Origin of the sequence: Coprococcus sp. AM97-35 (genome assembly GCF_027697525.1) — a bacterium.
Lineage (GTDB): Bacteria > Bacillota > Clostridia > Lachnospirales > Lachnospiraceae > Allocoprococcus > Allocoprococcus comes.
The window spans coordinates 4,869-22,451 of record NZ_JAQESL010000015.1 but is presented as its reverse complement, the minus strand read 5'-3'; the positions used below and the strand labels follow the sequence as shown (position 1 = coordinate 22,451).

The window sequence follows — 17,583 nt, the reverse complement described above, 5'->3', positions numbered from 1 at the left end:
AACTTTTTCGTTTCCTTTTATCTACTTCAGGCTCTTTGTAAACGCCTTTTCTACAGTTTCAGCTTTTGGTGAAATAACAAAAAGCACGTATGTACCTTTCGTCTTAATGATCGAAGCATCCAGAAGCTTTACCTGCTCGGCCCCATATCCTTCAAAATTATCGAGCTGTGTCTTTTTTCGCTGTTCTGCGGCTTTTTCAACTGCCTCTGCCTCATTCTCGTCCTTTGTTTTCACCAGAAGGAGCTCGTTGACTCCCATTGTTTCATTCGTATAATACAGTGTTATATCTTCATAATCCTTTGGATTGATCCCATAGAATCTCTTGATTTCCTGGGTTCCGGCAAGTGTCATGTTCTTGTCATCTGCCGCATCCACAGCCGCTTTCTGTACATCTGCAAACGGTGTATCGCTGTCTCCCTTAGACTGAAAGATCAGACCGATATAGATAAGCAAAATAATTACCATCCCAGCTCTGATATTACGCAGAACTGTAAATTCCCCTTTTTTCTTTGTCATATTCCGGCCACCTCCGCCATATGTTCTGCCCAGATTGGATAATACTCCGCCTTCATATGCTCGCCATCCTGCTCATAATACTCATCTTTTACGATCTCTGTATTATCGATAAATGTAATTCCTTCTTCATCACACATTGCTTTAAGTGCGGTATTATAATCCGGAATCTTGGCATAAACCGGCTCTTCTTCTTCTTTTTGAGCGGAAACAGGAAGAATACAGTTGATATAGAGCACTGCATCGGGCATCTGCTCACGCACATTTGCAAGTACCGCTTTGTATTTTTCAATAAATGCATCTGTATCTCCATCTGTTCCGGAAATGTCATTCAGTCCAAGTGCCAGAAAGAGGACTTCCGGCTTTAACTCTGCTGCTGTCCTGATCAGATCACCGGTCTGATCAAGGTGCATTCCTTTTTCCGCTGCAACCTTAGAAGTATCAAGCACATCATATACGGTAAAACCGGTTGTGATCGAATCTCCGAGAATCACCGCATGCGCAAATTTTTCGGACAACGGACGGTTCTGCCAGTCCTCTGTCGCCTGTTTTTCTTCTTTCTCAATATTTGAAATTTTGGTCTCCACCTCAGATACATCTGCTTTTTCTAACTTCTTGATTGCTTTTACTCCTGCTGATGTATTCACCTTATCTGTTCCAAGATGCGAAAGACCAATACTTACGATTACCGTCAGTACAACAACCGCTCCTGCAATTTCCATCAGAACTTTTTTTCTTCTTTCTTCTGCCTGATGTTCTTTCTCCATCGTTCTTTTCTTCATGCTATGCATCCTATCTTTTATTAAAATATGAGTTTCATTTTCATTGAATCATGTGATAAATACTCTAACCTATTCATTTTACTTTCTTCTATTATAAAAGTCAAATCTTTAATAATGCCAAAATCACCAAATGTGCAGGGTAAAACACGTAAAAAAAATACTTTTTCACAAGAAAATGTTTCTGTGATTTTTTTCCGTTATAAAATACCAAAACACAGACTCCCGCTGCCAGTACTGCAATCATTGCCCCTGCTCCCGCTGCGATTCCTGCAACTCCCGGAAGTTCTGCTGTCACCGTAATCCCCAGAACAAGTGCTGCAATAAAAAAAGCCTTTTTCCGGCGCTTTGGATCCTCTCCTGCCCGGTAAAACCAAAGCGTATACAATGGAGCCAGAATTGCCCAGTCACAGATACTGCTTACTGCTATAATTCCCAGTACAACCAGACTTTTCTTTCCCGGATCTGATATTTTTTCCTCTGCGATCATCAGACACAGACACAGAAAAAGTGTAAATATCATATTTAAAGTATACCACGGTGCCAGATGATTCCGCGCAAATGCCAGATAATACGGAAGCTGTGAAATGACAGCAAAGATCAACAGTCTTCCGGCATATTTTTTTACTGACCTTGTATAACGGTATCCTTCAACCAGAAACCAGCACATGACCGGTGCTGTAAAATAACCGATATCCTTTAGCGCTTCGCAGGCAAAGGTTCCTGGTTGCAGAAATATATTTGCAACGTGATTGAGCAGCATAGTAAACACTGCAATGTATTTGATCTGATCCCGGTTTAATTCTATTTTCATCTTGTCATCCATCCTTCTTCTTTCCCGTATTGTATCAAATTCTTATACATATCTCAAGATTTATGCTATACTGATACTATTACACTGATGACGGGAGGAAGTCTATGCTTATTTTTTCTCTGGATACAAAAAAATGCATGAACGCACTTTTACTGCATCCTGCATTTGACTCCTTTTTATTTATTGAAGGAGATATCACAACTTTTAATACCTTTCAATTTAACGGACGACTGAAAAAAGATTTCTTCAGTGCTGAAGAAAAAGAAGCTCTGGATGACCGGGAATATGCTCTCTGGAAGGAACTTCGCGAGTTTTGTCTTTCTCTGATCAAAGGAAAGCGTACTCCGCTGGGATTTCATTTTGTTCTTTCTATGTCAGCACCGAATATTGCACGGCTTCTCGAACAGGAACATCTTTCCTTTGCTCCGGCAGATGTGCAGGGACTGTACCTGAATTTTAAATATGACGGGACAAAACTTAGCTGTACGACAGGAACATCTATGAACCTGTTCACGCTGGACAAATCACTGGAGCAGGCATGGGACAAGATGGCGCAGCGGATTTTTGCGAAGTACGAGATTCCGTTTGAGGTTGAGTAAAATTTTGAAAATAGTGATGAGACAAAGAGCATAAAATACTGTATGCAGTATTTTATGCTCTTTGTCTTTCTATCTCGTTGGCAAAATTCTTACACAATGCCTCAACTCGGAATTGCAAGAGGACGGTCGGCGGGTTCCGGAAAATCTGGAACCTTGGACCTGGTTCTGGGTAAATTCAGATATATGTTCCGTTTCTTATACGTGGGTAATGATTGCTGTCAGTAATTCCTGGAATTGCTCAGCCACCCGGTCGGCGGTTTGTTGAACTTCCTGGTGGTTCAGATGTTGTGATGTCATGCCGGAGGCGAGGTTGGTGATACAGGAGATGCCGCAGACTTCGATTCCCATGTGGCGGGCAGCGATCGTCTCGCAGGCGGTGCTCATGCCTACGGCATCAGCCCCACAGGTGCGGTACATACGGATTTCTGCCGGAGTTTCATAAGATGGACCGGTAAGCTGAAGGTATACACCTTCTTTCAGAGGAATGCCGAGTTTTTGGGCTTCTTTCTTTATGATCTGCTGCATCCGTTCACTATAGGCTTCACTCATATCCGGAAAACGGGTTCCAAGTTCTTCAACATTGGCACCGATCAGTGGATTAGGGATTCCACTCATAATCTGGTCTGTGATGAGCATGAGATCGCCCGGATGGAATCCGGTATTGATTCCGCCTGATGCATTGGTAAGAATCAGCTTCTTTGCGCCTAACATTCCCATCAGCCGCACCGGAAGCACCACATCTGTTACCGGATACCCTTCATAATAATGCACACGTCCCTGCATGATCACAACCGGAACTTCTTTTACATAACCAAATACAAATTGTCCTTTATGTCCCACAACTGTCGACACCGGAAAACCTTCAATTTCTGTGTATGGAATGATCTGTTCTATCTTGATTTTTGATGCGTATTCGCCAAGACCGGAGCCCAGAATCACTGCCACTTCCGGTTTAAAATTCGTTTTTTGGAGAATGCTTTTCCGGCATATTTCCAGCTTTTCATAAATTTCATTGCTCATACAGAATTCCTCTTTTCTCTTATTCTTCAGAGTCAATCCTCTCTGTTTGTAGTTTCTTTATTTCAGCATTTTGCAAATTTTATCTTTTATAGAATCATCGGCAAATGCAGTATCAATTGCATTTTTCATCATCTGAAGGATTTCTTCGTCCCGGATTCTATAATTTTTTTGAATAAATTCCAGTTCTTTTGTAAGACTGGTGTTACTTACCGTTCGGTTATCTGTGTTGACCGATACTTTTAACCCTGCATCCAGAAATTCCCGCATCGGATATTCCGCCATGCAGTTTACAGATTTGGTCTGTAAATTGCTGATCGGACACATCTCGATACCAATATCTGCTTTTTTTGCCATTTTCCGGATCTCCTGGTTGCCACGCATCGCGATCCCATGCCCGATCCTTCCAGCTCCCACGTTTATCGAATCTATGACATTCTGTGGATTTCCACATTCTCCGGCATGGAGTGTAAATGGCATTCCCATCTTCTTTGTCTCTGTAAAAATATCCATAAATTCAGACATCGGATACAATGCTTCTGCTCCTGCAAGATCTGCTGCACAAACTCCGGATCCCAGATATTCTCTTGCCGTCTTGATCATCCGCATATTATCCTCAGTGCTGTGATGTCGCATTGCACAGATGATCACACCATACTCGATTCCAAAATCTTTTTTCCCCCGCTCCATTCCGCTGATCACTGCTTCGATCACCTTCCGGCTGTCCATCTTTTTTGTCTCTGACAGAAGCGGAGCAAAACGGATCTCCGCATAACAGACATTTTCTTCGTTCATCTGGGAGAGCAGATCATACGCAGCTCCGGAAAGTCCCTCTTCATCCATAATACATCTGCCGGGAAGGTCAAATTTTTCCAGATATTCATTCAGACTTGTACAGTTTTCTGAAACACTGAGTTCTTCAGGTCTTACAGTTCTTCCAAGCCTTTTTTCAATAAATGATCTGCTAAGAGAACCGTCCAGATGACAGTGAAGCTCAATCTTTGGTAATTCTTTCAAGGTTTCCTGTGTCATTTTTCATTCCTTCTCTTTTTCCTTTTCTTCAAAAATCTTCTTTTGGAGTCTGAGTCCTTTCTCATTCTGTAAGATTAGATGGTCCGAAACCTTTTGGCAACATTTCTTTCAAGGTATAGATATCATAATGCTTTGCATCTACTGCAAGAATGATCTGAAATGTCTCCGGATCGCAGAATTCCATCATGACCTGCCTGCATACTCCGCACGGCGGTGCATACTCTGTCACAACACCGCCCTTTCCTCCTACAATACAGATTGCATCAAATTCTTTTACTCCTTCGCTGACTGCCTTGAAAAACGCGGTACGCTCCGCACAGTTTGTCGGTGTATAAGCCGCATTTTCAATATTGCATCCCGTATATATCCGTCCATTCTTTCCAAGCAGCGCAGCTCCCACTTTAAAGTCAGAATAAGGGGTATAAGAATATGCAAGCTGAGAAAGCGCGATTTCTATCATTTTTTTAATTTGTTCTTTTTTCATTCTCTTTTTTCCTGCTTTTTCTTGCTAAATAAGTTCATTCAGAATCGAATGCCCGATCGTTCCTTCCGGCATTTTTACACCAAAATTATCTGTGACCGTTGCCCCGATCACTGCAAAGGTATTTTCCTCCATAATCACGCCACCCTCATCCATCTTTTTGGAATACGCCAAAAACGGTACATATTCCCGTGTATGATCGGTTCCTGTGTAGGTCGGATCGTTTCCATGATCGGCGGTAATAATAAGAAGATCATCCTCCCGCAGATCATCCAGCAAAATTCCAAGATTTTTATCAAATCTCTCAATCTCATGTCCGTAGCCAACCGGATCGCGCCGGTGTCCCCACTGTGCATCAAAATCAACCAGATTTACAAAGCACAGTCCGTCAAAATCTTTTTTGCAAATCTCAATGGTCTGCTCCATTCCATGCACGGAGCTGTTGGAATGATACGATTCTGTGATTCCTTCCCCGCAAAAGATATCATGGATCTTTCCGACTGCGATCACATCCTTTCCCGCATCTTTCAGTGCGTCAAGTGCAGTCTTTCCGGTCGGCTCAAGTGCATAATCCCTGCGGTTGCTGGTTCTTTTAAATTCACCTTTTTTCTTTCCTACATACGGTCTTGCAATGACTCGTCCCACGCGCCATTCATCCTTCATCGTGATCTCTCTTGCGATCTCACAACACCGGTACAGATTTGCCAGATCAAATGTCTCTTCATTTCCACAAATCTGCAATACAGAATCCGCAGAGGTATAGACAATCATTGCACCTGTTTCAATTTCTTCTTCCCCAAGTTCTTCAATGATCTTTGTTCCGCTCTCACTACGGTTTCCAATCACTTTTTTCCCGCAACGTTTTTCCAGTTCTGCGATCAGTTCCGGTGGAAATCCATGTTCGGTAAAGGTTTTAAATGGTTTTTTTGTATAAATTCCCATCATTTCCCAGTGTCCGGTCATCGTATCTTTTCCGTTACTCGCCTCTTTCAGTCTGGTAATTTTTCCAACCGGATTCTCGATTCCATACATCTTTCCCCCGGTATGCAGATTCAGCATACCAAGCTTCTGAAGATTTGGAATCTCCAGTGTTCCCATTCTGTCTAAAATATGACCAAATGTATCTACATCCCTGTCACCGAATTTCTCAGAATCAGGCATTGCACCAATTCCGAGCGAATCCAGAACGATCACAAAGATTCGTTTATATATTGTTTCTTTCATTTACCGATCCTCTTTGATCAACTTTCTGATGGCTTCCACTGCCACCTGTACTGCCATATCTGTATCATGTACTACCGGATTTTCAAGTCCCAGTTTTTCTCTTTCCTGATTTGCCATTACAAGGAAACACGCACCCACGCGTACATGAAGCTTTGCTGCCACAATGTAAAGTGCTGCCGTCTCCATCTCTGATGCCAGACATCCCAGTTTCTTCCAGGCTTCCCATTTATTGATCAGTTCATAACCTGCCGGCATCTTCTCCGGCTCATGCTGTCCGTAAAATGCATCTTTTGACTGTACCACTCCGGTATAAAATTCACATTCCTTTTCCTTCGCAGCACTGACCAGTGCGTTCACCACCATAAGGTCTGCCACTGCCGGATATTCGATCGGCGCATATTCTTTGCTAGTCCCTTCCATTCTGACGGCACCCGTAGCAACTACTATATCCCCACTTTTTACTTCCGGCTGTATCCCACCGCAGGTTCCAATCCGTACAAACGTATCAGCTCCACATCTGGCTAATTCTTCCATCGCAATTGCTGCTGATGGTCCCCCAATTCCGGTAGATGTGACACTTACCTTTACGCCATCTAAAGTTCCTGTATAAGTGATAAATTCCCGGTTATCCGCAATCATCACAGGATCTTCAAAATACTGTGCTATTTTTTTGCAGCGCTTTGGATCTCCCGGGAGAATGACATAACGGCCGATTTCCCCGTTGGCCACCTGAATATGATATTGTCTGCTTATATCCTTTGAATAATTCTTCATCGTATCCACCGCCTCTCTTTTGTTATATTATACTATAAAAGGCCGGGAAGTTCATCAACACTTTGTGGAAAGTGTTTCCAAATACAGCAAAAAAAGCCTGACCATTCAGACCTTTTCGCATAAGCGAAAATGGGAATCTGAATGGTTCAGACTTTTCCGGGTATCTACAACAAGATTATTTTGCCAATTTCATCATAATTTCATTACTGCGTTTCACAAATTCTGTCATCTCTTCCGGGCTGAGTGGCTTGTGTGCCAGCATTGCCAGGTCATATAACTGATGGCAGAACATTTCTGTATTTTCGCCATCTTTATGTGCTACAACATATTCTACCAGCGGATGATTTGCATTCAGGATCAGGGTTGCATTTGTTCCGAACATAGACGGATCCATGCCTGACATTCCATACATCTTCATCATTTCCTGCATACGGCGTGATTCTTCGGAAAGTGTAATCATAGATGCCACATTTTCATCTTTCATCTTTTCCACTTTTACTTCCAGTTTGTCATTGCCAAGTGCTTTGCGGAAGATTTCGACCAGACTGTCAGTTTTTTCTTTGAATGCTTCTTTTTCTTCTTCAGATACATCTTCTTTGAAGTGATCAGTCAGATCTGCATCGATTCTCTGGAACTTGATATGTTCGTTCTTCTGCTCCATCTGAGTAATAAATGGAGAATCAATATTATGTGACAAGATCACTGCGTCCAGTCCCTCTTTTTTGAACATATTGATATACTGGCTCTGCTGCTGTTCATCTGTTACATAGTAAATTGTTGTCTTCTCTGTTTCTTTCTTTTCTGCTGACTGCTCTGCATTTTCACCCTCGGTCTTTTCCTCCGGTTCTGCTTTTCCGCCATTTTTTTCGATGCATTCTTTGAGTGTCATATACTTGTGATCCAGGTTCTTGAACAGAACATAATCGCTCATCTTCTCGCAGAATTTTTCATCTTTCAGGCAGCCGAATTTGATAAATGGGCTGATGTCATCCCAGTATTTCTCATAGTTTTCTTTATCTGTCTTGCACATTCCTGAAAGCTTGTCGGCAACTTTCTTGGAAATGTATTCGGAGATCTTCTGTACGAATCCATCATTCTGCAGTGCGCTTCGTGATACGTTAAGCGGCAGATCCGGACAATCAATGACTCCTTTTAATACCATCAGGAATTCCGGAATAACTTCTTTGATATTGTCTGCGATAAATACCTGATTGTTGTACAATTTGATGGTTCCTTCAATGGAATCGTATTCGGTATTGATCTTAGGGAAGTACAGGATACCCTTTAAGTTGAATGGATAATCCATGTTCAGATGAATCCAGAACAGAGGTTCTTTGTAATCCATAAATACTTTCCGGTAGAAATCAATATAATCTTCTTTGCTGCATTCGTTTGGATGCTTTGTCCACAGCGGTGCCGGATCACTGATCGATACCGGGCGTTTCACGATCTTTGCTTTGTCGGATGCCGGTGAAACTTCAACCATTTCTTTTTCACCGTTCTCATTTTCTTTTTCTTCCATCTTGGCGTCTTCATGGATATGTTCAACAACCGTATCGGTATCCAGGACTTCATCCTCCGGGATCGTCTCATATTCCGGTTCTGCATTTGCTTTGGATACAAAAATCTCTACCGGCATGAATGAACAGTATTTCTCAAGGACTTCGCGGATTCTGTATTCATTTGAAAATTCTACACAATCTTCGTTCAGGAATAAGGTGATTTCAGAACCAACTTCCTCTTTATCCCCTTCTTCCATCTCATACTCTGTACCGCCTTCACTTACCCAGTGTACCGGTTTTGCACCTTCTTTATAAGAAAGGGTATCAATATGAACTTCATCAGCTACCATGAAGGCAGAGTAGAATCCAAGACCAAAGTGTCCAATCATATCGTCCTCTGTTGTCTTATCTTTGTATTTGTTCAGGAATTCGGTTGCTCCTGAAAATGCGATCTGTGTGATATATTCTTCTACTTCATCAGCAGTCATACCAAGACCATTATCGATGAATTTCAAAGTCTTCTCTTCCGGGTTTACAATAACCTGGATCTTTCCTTTATAATCATCCGGAAGTGTATATTCTCCCATCATGTCCAGCTTCTTTAATTTTGTGATCGCGTCGCATCCATTGGAAACAAGCTCTCTTGCGAAAATATCATGATCAGAATATACCCATTTCTTGATAATCGGGAAAATATTTTCGCTGCTGATTGAAAGACTACCTTTTTTTGCTGCCATTTTTATCACTCCTAAATTTCATATTCTATCTTTTTACGGTTTCAAATACCGTATTTTTCTGTCTATGAAATATCTTAATACCCTGATTTCTAAATGTCAATAGAAAATTAGCACTCTTTTGACAAGAGTGCTAATAATTCTGTGAAGAATATAAACTTTCTGTGAAATATATTTTCCGATTCTTTGTGTACCGTCTATAAGAAATCTTTGACATACACTTGCAAAAGCTTTTACTCCACGCTCTTCAAAGATTCCACCATATCGATCTTCTTCAGCTTGTAGAACATTACCCAATTTACAAATAAAGAAAATGCTACAGTAAACAAGAAACTGTACAGATAACTCTGCCAGTGTATCTGACGTCCGAACATCGCTTCTTCCACCTCAACCGTCAGGATGATATACCGGTGAAGCAGATTACCAAGCACCATACCCACAACCGATCCAATGATCGTCAGCAGGATATTCTCTCTGTATACATAAGAGGCAACCTCTCCGTCGTAGAATCCCAGAACCTTCAAGGTTGCAAGCTCTCTCTGACGCTCGGTGATGTTGATATTGTTCAGATTGTACAGTACCACAAATGCCAGCATTCCGGCAGATACGATCAGTACCACGATGACCAGATTCAGGCTTCGCAGCATGTCATCCAGCCTTCCTTCAATACTGCTGGTATAACTTACATTCAGTACTCCATCCATCGACAGAAGCTTTGTTCCGATCTTCTCGATCTGATCATCCTTTCCGTCCTTTACACTGTAGATGATCGTGTTATATTCTGCCGGTACACCATATAATTCCTCGTATTTTTCCGGTGACAGATACAGGTAATGGCTCATATAGTTCTCGCAGATGGCGCCAACCGTCACCGTCTGGTCTCCCCTGTCCTCGTCCTCGATCGTAAGCTCATCTCCCACCTTTACATTCAGAAGGGATGCCATTTTCTCAGTCAGAATCACTTCGTCTTTTTTCAGTGAATAAACCTCGTCCTTATTGGTCCTGCTGTGGAAGCTTAAAAAGTTCTCAATCTTTTCATTATCCGATGGCACCATCAGATAAAGTGTCTTTTTACCGGATGCAGATTTTACATCGGTCTTCTGCATCCGCGCTTCGATCGTCTCTTTTATATCTGCATTCTGATCCAGATAATCATGGAGCTGTTGTCTGTTCTCTTCGGATATGTCGTCACTCATGTAGGTTGCCGCATCATAGAACTGCACCTTCTCATACTGCAGGCTGACGATCTCATAGATACAGTCCTTCATTCCGAATCCGACTACCATCAGTGCCATACAGCCGCCGATTCCGAAAATGGTCATAAAGAATCGCTTCTTATACCGGATCAGATTCCGCACGGTCGATTTCCATGTAAAATTCAGATGCTTCCAGATAATTCCGATCCGCTCCAGAAGAATCCGCTTCCCCTGCTTCGGTGCTGCCGGACGCATCAGCTCTGCCGGTTCTGCTGCCAGCTCTTTGTAGCAGGATGCGATCGTAGCGATCAGTGTGCAGGCAACTGCGATTCCCGAAGCCTGGAGTGCATAGATCATATGGTACGGTACCAGGATCGCCGGCAGATGCTTATACAAGATCATATAAGCATAAATAATGATAAACGGCAGGATCTTTTCCCCGACCAGTACTCCGAAAATACTTCCGCCAAGCGTTGCAATCAGAGCATAACCAATGTATTTCCCTGCAATTGCAGCTTTTCCGTAACCGAGTGCCTTCATCGTTCCGATCTGGACTCTCTGCTCCTCTACCATTCGTGTCATCGTCGTCAGACTGATCAGTGCTGCCACCAGGAAGAAGAGTACCGGAAATACTTTTCCAATGGAACGCATCCGGTCTGCATTATCCCCATAGCCCTGATATTCTGTCAGCGCATCCTCTCTCGTCTGCACGTACCATTTCGGATTCTCAATCTTTTTGATCTCAGCCTTTGCGTCTGCGATCTTCTGCTTTGCATCCACAAGCTGCTTTTCTCCGTCTGTGATCTTCACCTGCCCGTCCGTGATCCGGTCTTCAGCTTCTTTTGCTGCCTGCTCATATTCACTCCGACCATCCGCAAGCTCCTGTTCACCGGATGCAAGTTGTGCTTTACTTGCATTTAAAGTGCCCTCTTTTTCATTCAGAAGTGCCCATGCAGACTGAATCTGTGCTTTTCCGTCCGTGATCTGTGATTTTGTACTGTCAAGCTGGGATCTGGCTGCTGCAATCTGACTCTTGCCGTCTGTAATCTGTCTGCCTGCACTTAACAGCTCTTCTTCCTGTGCGGCAAGTGTCTGCTCCTGCTGAAGAAGTGCCGTCTCTTTTGCATCCAGATCTTCTTTTTGCTTAGTCAGGCTAGTAATCTGTGCCTCCAGGTCTGCTTCTGTGGCAAAACCTGCCTTGTTCAGTTTCTCCTGCTTTGTATTTTCAAGCTGTGTCTTCCGTTCCTGCATACCGGCAAGCTTTGTATTTAAATTCTCCCATTTTTCTACATAAGCTTGTTCTTCTTCATTTCTATTCTCTTTAGGAATATTTACATATTTCCGATATACCTCGCTGTCCATTCCGTCCAGCTGCGTCTTCAATCCTGCAATTTTTGAATCACACTGACTGATTTCATCTTCAATCCCAGCCAGTTCGTCTTTCAGCTGATTAAGCGGTGCAAGTCCCTCGTCCAACCGTTTCTTCCCATCCGCGATCTGTGACTTTCCTGCTGGAATCTGTTCCTTCCCCGCCGTAATGATCGGCATATATTTCGAGTAATTGCTCAGATAAACCTGTTCCGCATCTGCAAGCTCCTGTTCTTTCTGATCCAACTGTGCTTTTCCGGATTCATACTGTGCCTCCGCTGAATCAAGCTGTGCCTGCTTATCATTCAGCTGCGCTTTTGCATCGGCAAGCTGTGTCTCGCCGTCTGCGATCTGCTGCTTTGCATCCGCAAGCTCCGCTTCTCCATCCGTAATCTGTTGCTTTGCTTTTTCCAGTTCTTCGGCTGCCTTGCTTTTCCCACTCTCCAGCTCTTTTTTCGCATCCTCCAGTTCCTGCGATTTTTCATTCACTGTCTTCTCCGAATCAGCAAGCTTTTCATTTGCCTCATCTACGATCTCCTGTTTGCGGGCTGCACAGCGTTCCTCTTCGATTGCACTCACGGCTTCCTTTGCTGCATCCGACAGATTATTGTATTCATCCGTAAATGCAGTTTTCTCTTCTGCACCGCTCACTTTCACATAAGCTTCCGTATAAACATCCATGTCAAAAGAAGCTTTATCCACTACAACAAATCCACTGATCTCTCCGGTTCCGATCGTACTGCTTCCTCTTCCAAATGAAATATACAGCGGACTGTTCCCGATCCCGACAATCTTGTATGTATCTGTAACCAGCGAATCCGTCAATGCCTCTCCATCGCCGGAATGGAAAGTTACCGTGTCGCCAACCTTCAGGTCTGTATAGCTCAGAAAATCTTCATCCACCAGACATTCTCCGGCTTTTTCCGGCAGCCTGCCTTCCACAACCGAAACCTGATCAAAATTCTTCTGCATACTCAGCATATGGACAACCTTTTCATTGTCTCCAACCGGGCAAAGCACGTCTTTGCTGTATCCGCCTTCTACAGCTTCAATTCCTGATACCTTTCCAATTGCTTTGATATCCGCTTTGGTAAGTCCCATGGTTCCCATTACCTTCAGATCCATCAGCTCTGAATCATCGAAATACTGATCTGCAGTGATCCGCATACTTGGCTCTGATGCACGGATTCCCGAATAAAATGCGACACCCAATGCTACGATAAAAAAGATTGATACAAACCGTCCCATCGTCTTTTTTATTTCTATTATAAAATCTTTGCGTAAAATATTTTTCTTCATCGGTCTTTACGTCCACCTACCATTCAATCGTCTCTACCGGAACCGGTCTTTCATTCAGCTTCATGCTTCCGACTTTTCCATTCTTCATCTTAATTACACGATCTGCCATCGGCGTGATCGCTGAGTTGTGTGTGATCAGGATCACTGTCATCCCTCGTTCACGGCACATATCCTGTAAAAGCTTTAATATTGCCTTACCGGTATTGTAATCCAGCGCCCCTGTCGGCTCATCACACAAAAGAAGCTTCGGGTTCTTTGCCAGTGCACGTGCAATCGATACCCTCTGCTGCTCCCCACCGGAAAGCTGTGCCGGGAAATTCTTCATACGATCTGCCAGTCCCACTTCCCTAAGAACCATCTCCGCATCCAACGGATCCTTACAGATCTGCAGTGCCAACTCTACATTTTCAAGCGCCGTCAGGTTCGGAATCAAGTTGTAAAACTGGAATACAAATCCAATATCATCCCTTCTATAGGAAGTAAGCTGCCTCGGCGAATACTTTACAATATTCTTTCCATCGATCCAGACCTCTCCACTTGTTGCCGTATCCATTCCCCCCAGAATGTTAAGCACTGTCGTTTTTCCCGCACCACTTGGGCCTACCACAACTGCAAATTCACCTTTTTTTATCTGAAAATCAATTCCATCTGCTGCGGCAATCTCAACTTCACCCATACGGTAAATCTTACGGACATCCCGCATTTCAACAAATTCTTTCATCATCTTTCCCCTTATCTATAAAATTTTCTGCTTTTTTTAATTTTAACATATTGAAAAAGCAAATCAAATATGAAGTCGTAAGATTATAAAACTTTCACATTTTCCATTTTTTGCACCGTTTTTGGCTATATTGCACAATTTTACAGTATCATTTTTGTAACATTTGTCTTTTCTGCGAATTTACAGAAGAGCATACACATGGTATTATAATATCAAGTTAAGGATAGCACTTAACGAAACTAAATAAGACGTTTTCAGTATTTTGATACTTTTTATTTTCATTTCTCCTTTAATGAAATTACAGAAAAAGAGCTTACGACATTTCCCCCGATCATATGTCGCAAGCTCTTTTTCCATTATCTGAATCTTTCCGGCATTCACAAACAGTATCCTCCTCTGTTTTTCCCACCCTGCTTCCGGAATATACTTTCAAAAATTACAGTTTTCCTTGTAACTTTCTGTAACTTCTTGTTAATTATTAGACATTATATATTTTTACCGTTAAAATTTCCTTTTTTTACATTCTTTTGTCAATCTTGTTTTGCACTTCGTTATTTTGCACAATTTTATTTTAACTTTGCAGTTCTTTTAGTTTTTTTTGCGAATATACAAAACTCCCTGCAAATGCTATTATAAAAACAAGTTAAGGATAACACTTAACCGAACAAAATAAGACGTTTTCAGTATTTTGATACTTTTTATTTTCATTTCTCCTTTAATGAAATTATTGGAAAAAGAGTTTACGACATTTCCCCCGATCATATGTCGTAAGCTCTTTTTCTATTTCAGGATTTTCATATCGGTCTCCTCATGTTCGAAAAATTTTTTATATTGACATTTATAATAAGCATTCATAATTCCTTCTTGAAAACACATTTGTTCTTAGAAAAAAAATCATTTGCACTCATTTTTTTTGCATTTATGCAAATTTTATTATCAATTTCCAAATTCCAAATAACCTTTTGTATAAATTGATTTTACCCCTGTTATTTTGCACAATTTTATTTTTCAAAGCATTTTTCTTTTGTTTTTTTTGCGAATATACAAATTCCAAGCCTCTTGGTATTATAATATCAGCTTGAAGATAACAACTAGATAAGAATTCCTCGGTGGGGCGGCATCTTAGTCAGTCACAATTGCCCCACTTGATTAGGAATCAAAACCAAATAAGACGTTTTCAGTATTTTGATACTTTTTATTTTCATTTCTCCTTTAATGAAATTACAGAAAAAAGAGTTTACGACATTTCCCCCGATCATATGTCGTAAGCTCTTTTTTCATTCTACCCAACTCTTTTTCCATATATATTTTGCAGGATAAAAATCCCACTTTATTCCATCCGCTAACTAAATTATCCAAAACTTCTTTCTTATAAACTTTTACCACGTTTCCAGGCATCAGCATTCATTTTTCCGCCTCTCTTCTGTAGATCGCTACATGTTCTGTCAAAAGAAAATGGAAATGTCAACACGGCATTTCCATTTTCTTTCAAAGCTATTTTTCTGTCTTTATACATTTTCTTGCAAGAATACAGATCACGATGGTAATGACCATATCCGGGAGTGTATTTCCAAGCGGAATATCCACATTCATCAGAATACGGTAAAGTATAAAACCGATCACCCAGATCACACCATTCATGACATCCAGAGATACTTCCAGGCTGTCCTTTCTCTTCAGAATGAAGAAATCCGCAATCTGGATTGCGATCATCGGCGCGAATACAGAACCGATCAGGTACAGGAAATCGGTAATATTGTCCATCGGATAAATGATTGCTCCGATCATTCCGATCACAGTTACAACAATTGCTGCATATTTCCCATTGATTTTTGAAAATACTGACTCTGACGAAATTCCTGCTGAGTAAGCATCCAGAAAGGTTGTCGTAACGGTAGAAAATACAATGATCAGAAGTCCTGCTATTCCAAGTCCAGCTTTTACCATGATACTTGCAATATCAGACTCTCCTGTGTAAATTGCAGCGTTCATACCGATCACGTACATCCAACAACTGACAACTCCATAAACAACGGTGCTGACTGCGGTTGCTTTTACCGGTTCTTTTGCTTCTCTTGTATAGTCACTGATCAGTGGCAACCAGGAAAGTGGCATGGCAACAGAAAGCTCTACTGCTGCACCAAACGTCATGGCATCCCCACCTGCGCCTGCTACCGATCCGTCACCAAAGATCACTCCGCTGAGTACCAGTGTCAGGATAAATAAAGCAGCCATTGCAACCGTATTGATCTTGCCAAGATTTGTGATTCCGATCACAATCCATAAGATGATCAGTACACCGATCACCAGACACCATACCCATCTGCCGGTATGAAGAACACCATTTGCTGCAAGTGCTCCATCATAAATCATAATCGCTGTCCAGCCAACCAGCTGCAGCACATTCAGGAAGGAGAAGAAGATTCCTCCCTTCTCGCCAAAACTCATTTTTACTGTTTCCATTGCACTTCGTCTGGTCTTTCCACCAATTACTCCGGCAAGGAAAAGCATCATGCATCCTATGATATGACCAATAATAATCGCCAGAACTCCTTTTCCGAATCCAAGCGGCGCAAAGTAAGTACCGGTCAGGATCTCTGCAAGGGACACGCCTGCCCCAAACCAGATCAGTCCATTTTCAAAGATAGAGGTTCTCTTTTCATTCATACTTCTATTCCTCCACTTTGCTTTCTGTATATTCATTTTTAATTGCAAATCCGTGATTCATCGGACCACTGCCCTTACCGAGATCCAGCATTGCTGCAAGTGCTCCGGAAATATATTTCTTCGCACGTTCTACTGACTCATCCAAATCATATTCTTTTGCAAGATTTGATGCGATCGCACTGGATAAAGTACATCCTGTTCCGTGCGTGTTCGGATTGTCGATTCGCTCTCCGTAGAACCACTTATATCCACCATCTCTCCACAGCAGATCATTGGCATCGTTCAGTTGATGCCCGCCCTTACAAAGAACTGCACAGTGATATTTGGTGCCGATCTCTTCTGCTGCTCTTATCATATCCGCCTGCGACTGGATTTTCATACCTGCAAGCACTTCTGCTTCCGGGATATTCGGAGTCAGAACGGTTGCCATCGGAAGCAGGCAGCTCTTCAGCGCATCAATCGCTTCCTCGCTGATCAGTCTTGCTCCACTTGTTGCTACCATAACCGGATCAACTACAATATTTTTCGCATCATATTCTTTTAATTTGTCTGCGATCTTTGTGATCAGACCACTTGAAGATACCATTCCAATCTTCACTGCATCCGGGTAAATATCCGTGAAAATATTATCCAGCTGTTCTCCTAGGAATTCCGGCGTTACCTCCATAATTCCGGTAACTCCGGTTGTATTCTGTGCAGTAAGAGCCGTAATTGCGCTCATAGCATAGACTCCGTTACTGATCATTGTTTTGATATCTGCCTGGATACCTGCTCCTCCGCTTGAATCGCTTCCTGCAATTGTAAGTGCTGTTCTCATTTGACTCTCTTCCTCTCTTTTCATAATTCTAAATATTTTGTAACTA

15 protein-coding genes are annotated in these 17,583 nt (G+C 42.2%); 1 reads left to right on the top strand and 14 read right to left on the bottom strand.

Annotated elements, in window-relative coordinates:
• Window positions 1-21: 21 nt before the first annotated feature.
• The 3 genes from PG840_RS11115 to PG840_RS11105 all read right to left on the bottom strand — a co-directional run bounded on the left by PG840_RS11115 (window position 22) and on the right by PG840_RS11105 (window position 2,106).
• Window positions 22-516 (bottom strand): DUF4358 domain-containing protein, encoded by a 495-nt coding sequence (locus PG840_RS11115; protein ID WP_270205471.1) that lies wholly within the window; start codon window positions 514-516, stop codon window positions 22-24.
• Complete coding sequence (locus PG840_RS11110; protein WP_270205470.1) at window positions 513-1,295, bottom strand: GDSL-type esterase/lipase family protein; 783 nt, start codon at window positions 1,293-1,295, stop codon at window positions 513-515. Before PG840_RS11110 ends, PG840_RS11115 begins: the two co-directional genes overlap by 4 nt.
• Window positions 1,296-1,395: 100 nt before the next feature.
• Window positions 1,396-2,106, bottom strand: coding sequence for a TraX family protein (locus PG840_RS11105; RefSeq protein ID WP_270203233.1), 711 nt, complete (start codon window positions 2,104-2,106; stop codon window positions 1,396-1,398).
• Window positions 2,107-2,210: 104 nt separating this feature from the next.
• Here PG840_RS11105 and PG840_RS11100 point away from each other — a divergent pair, with 104 nt between their 5' ends.
• Entirely contained in the window at window positions 2,211-2,705 is a 495-nt protein-coding gene (locus tag PG840_RS11100) for a DUF5721 family protein (protein WP_022220846.1), read from the top strand.
• A 195-nt stretch (window positions 2,706-2,900) separates the two neighbouring features.
• Here PG840_RS11100 and PG840_RS11095 read toward each other — a convergent pair whose 3' ends face one another.
• The 11 genes from PG840_RS11095 to thiD form a co-directional block, all read right to left on the bottom strand.
• On the bottom strand, window positions 2,901-3,725 hold the full coding sequence (locus tag PG840_RS11095; protein WP_270205469.1) for a purine-nucleoside phosphorylase: 825 nt from the start codon (window positions 3,723-3,725) through the stop codon (window positions 2,901-2,903).
• Between the two features lie 57 nt (window positions 3,726-3,782).
• Window positions 3,783-4,754 (bottom strand): adenosine deaminase, encoded by a 972-nt coding sequence (gene add / locus PG840_RS11090; protein WP_270205468.1) that lies wholly within the window; start codon window positions 4,752-4,754, stop codon window positions 3,783-3,785.
• Between the two features lie 61 nt (window positions 4,755-4,815).
• Window positions 4,816-5,238, bottom strand: a complete 423-nt coding sequence (locus PG840_RS11085) for a cytidine deaminase (protein WP_055249114.1) — start codon at window positions 5,236-5,238, stop codon at window positions 4,816-4,818.
• 24 nt (window positions 5,239-5,262) lie between these two features.
• Complete coding sequence (locus PG840_RS11080; RefSeq protein ID WP_270205467.1) at window positions 5,263-6,459, bottom strand: phosphopentomutase; 1,197 nt, start codon at window positions 6,457-6,459, stop codon at window positions 5,263-5,265.
• Window positions 6,460-7,233, bottom strand: coding sequence for a uridine phosphorylase (gene udp, locus PG840_RS11075; RefSeq protein ID WP_270205466.1), 774 nt, complete (start codon window positions 7,231-7,233; stop codon window positions 6,460-6,462).
• Window positions 7,234-7,408: 175 nt separating this feature from the next.
• Complete coding sequence (htpG, locus tag PG840_RS11070) at window positions 7,409-9,472, bottom strand: molecular chaperone HtpG (protein ID WP_022220840.1); 2,064 nt, start codon at window positions 9,470-9,472, stop codon at window positions 7,409-7,411.
• A 230-nt stretch (window positions 9,473-9,702) separates the two neighbouring features.
• Complete coding sequence (locus tag PG840_RS11065; protein WP_270205465.1) at window positions 9,703-13,332, bottom strand: FtsX-like permease family protein; 3,630 nt, start codon at window positions 13,330-13,332, stop codon at window positions 9,703-9,705.
• Between the two features lie 16 nt (window positions 13,333-13,348).
• Window positions 13,349-14,053: an ABC transporter ATP-binding protein gene (locus PG840_RS11060; RefSeq protein WP_022220838.1), complete on the bottom strand. Its 705-nt coding sequence runs from the start codon at window positions 14,051-14,053 to the stop codon at window positions 13,349-13,351.
• A gap of 1,221 nt (window positions 14,054-15,274) precedes the next feature.
• Window positions 15,275-15,457: a hypothetical protein gene (locus tag PG840_RS11055; protein WP_117824734.1), complete on the bottom strand. Its 183-nt coding sequence runs from the start codon at window positions 15,455-15,457 to the stop codon at window positions 15,275-15,277.
• A gap of 90 nt (window positions 15,458-15,547) precedes the next feature.
• Window positions 15,548-16,720: a putative hydroxymethylpyrimidine transporter CytX gene (gene cytX, locus PG840_RS11050; protein WP_118219817.1), complete on the bottom strand. Its 1,173-nt coding sequence runs from the start codon at window positions 16,718-16,720 to the stop codon at window positions 15,548-15,550.
• A 4-nt stretch (window positions 16,721-16,724) separates the two neighbouring features.
• A complete protein-coding gene (gene thiD / locus PG840_RS11045) occupies window positions 16,725-17,537 on the bottom strand; it encodes a bifunctional hydroxymethylpyrimidine kinase/phosphomethylpyrimidine kinase (RefSeq protein ID WP_022220835.1) in 813 nt (270 codons plus the stop codon).
• Between the last annotated feature and the right edge of the window lie 46 nt (window positions 17,538-17,583).

Bases quoted from the DNA above. Each gene is read 5' to 3' on its own strand.
- PG840_RS11080 (WP_270205467.1), bottom strand. From the start codon at position 6,459: ATGAAAGAAACAATATATAAACGAATCTTTGTGATCGTTCTGGATTCG.
- PG840_RS11110 (WP_270205470.1), bottom strand. From the start codon at position 1,295: ATGAAGAAAAGAACGATGGAGAAAGAACATCAGGCAGAAGAAAGAAGA.
- PG840_RS11115 (WP_270205471.1), bottom strand. From the start codon at position 516: ATGACAAAGAAAAAAGGGGAATTTACAGTTCTGCGTAATATCAGAGCT.
- PG840_RS11105 (WP_270203233.1), bottom strand. From the start codon at position 2,106: ATGAAAATAGAATTAAACCGGGATCAGATCAAATACATTGCAGTGTTT.
- PG840_RS11055 (WP_117824734.1), bottom strand. From the start codon at position 15,457: ATGCTGATGCCTGGAAACGTGGTAAAAGTTTATAAGAAAGAAGTTTTG.
- PG840_RS11100 (WP_022220846.1), top strand. From the start codon at position 2,211: ATGCTTATTTTTTCTCTGGATACAAAAAAATGCATGAACGCACTTTTA.
- add (WP_270205468.1), bottom strand. From the start codon at position 4,754: ATGACACAGGAAACCTTGAAAGAATTACCAAAGATTGAGCTTCACTGT.
- PG840_RS11095 (WP_270205469.1), bottom strand. From the start codon at position 3,725: ATGAGCAATGAAATTTATGAAAAGCTGGAAATATGCCGGAAAAGCATT.
- thiD (WP_022220835.1), bottom strand. From the start codon at position 17,537: ATGAGAACAGCACTTACAATTGCAGGAAGCGATTCAAGCGGAGGAGCA.
- htpG (WP_022220840.1), bottom strand. From the start codon at position 9,472: ATGGCAGCAAAAAAAGGTAGTCTTTCAATCAGCAGCGAAAATATTTTC.
- PG840_RS11085 (WP_055249114.1), bottom strand. From the start codon at position 5,238: ATGAAAAAAGAACAAATTAAAAAAATGATAGAAATCGCGCTTTCTCAG.
- cytX (WP_118219817.1), bottom strand. From the start codon at position 16,720: ATGAATGAAAAGAGAACCTCTATCTTTGAAAATGGACTGATCTGGTTT.
- udp (WP_270205466.1), bottom strand. From the start codon at position 7,233: ATGAAGAATTATTCAAAGGATATAAGCAGACAATATCATATTCAGGTG.
- PG840_RS11060 (WP_022220838.1), bottom strand. From the start codon at position 14,053: ATGAAAGAATTTGTTGAAATGCGGGATGTCCGTAAGATTTACCGTATG.
- PG840_RS11065 (WP_270205465.1), bottom strand. From the start codon at position 13,332: ATGAAGAAAAATATTTTACGCAAAGATTTTATAATAGAAATAAAAAAG.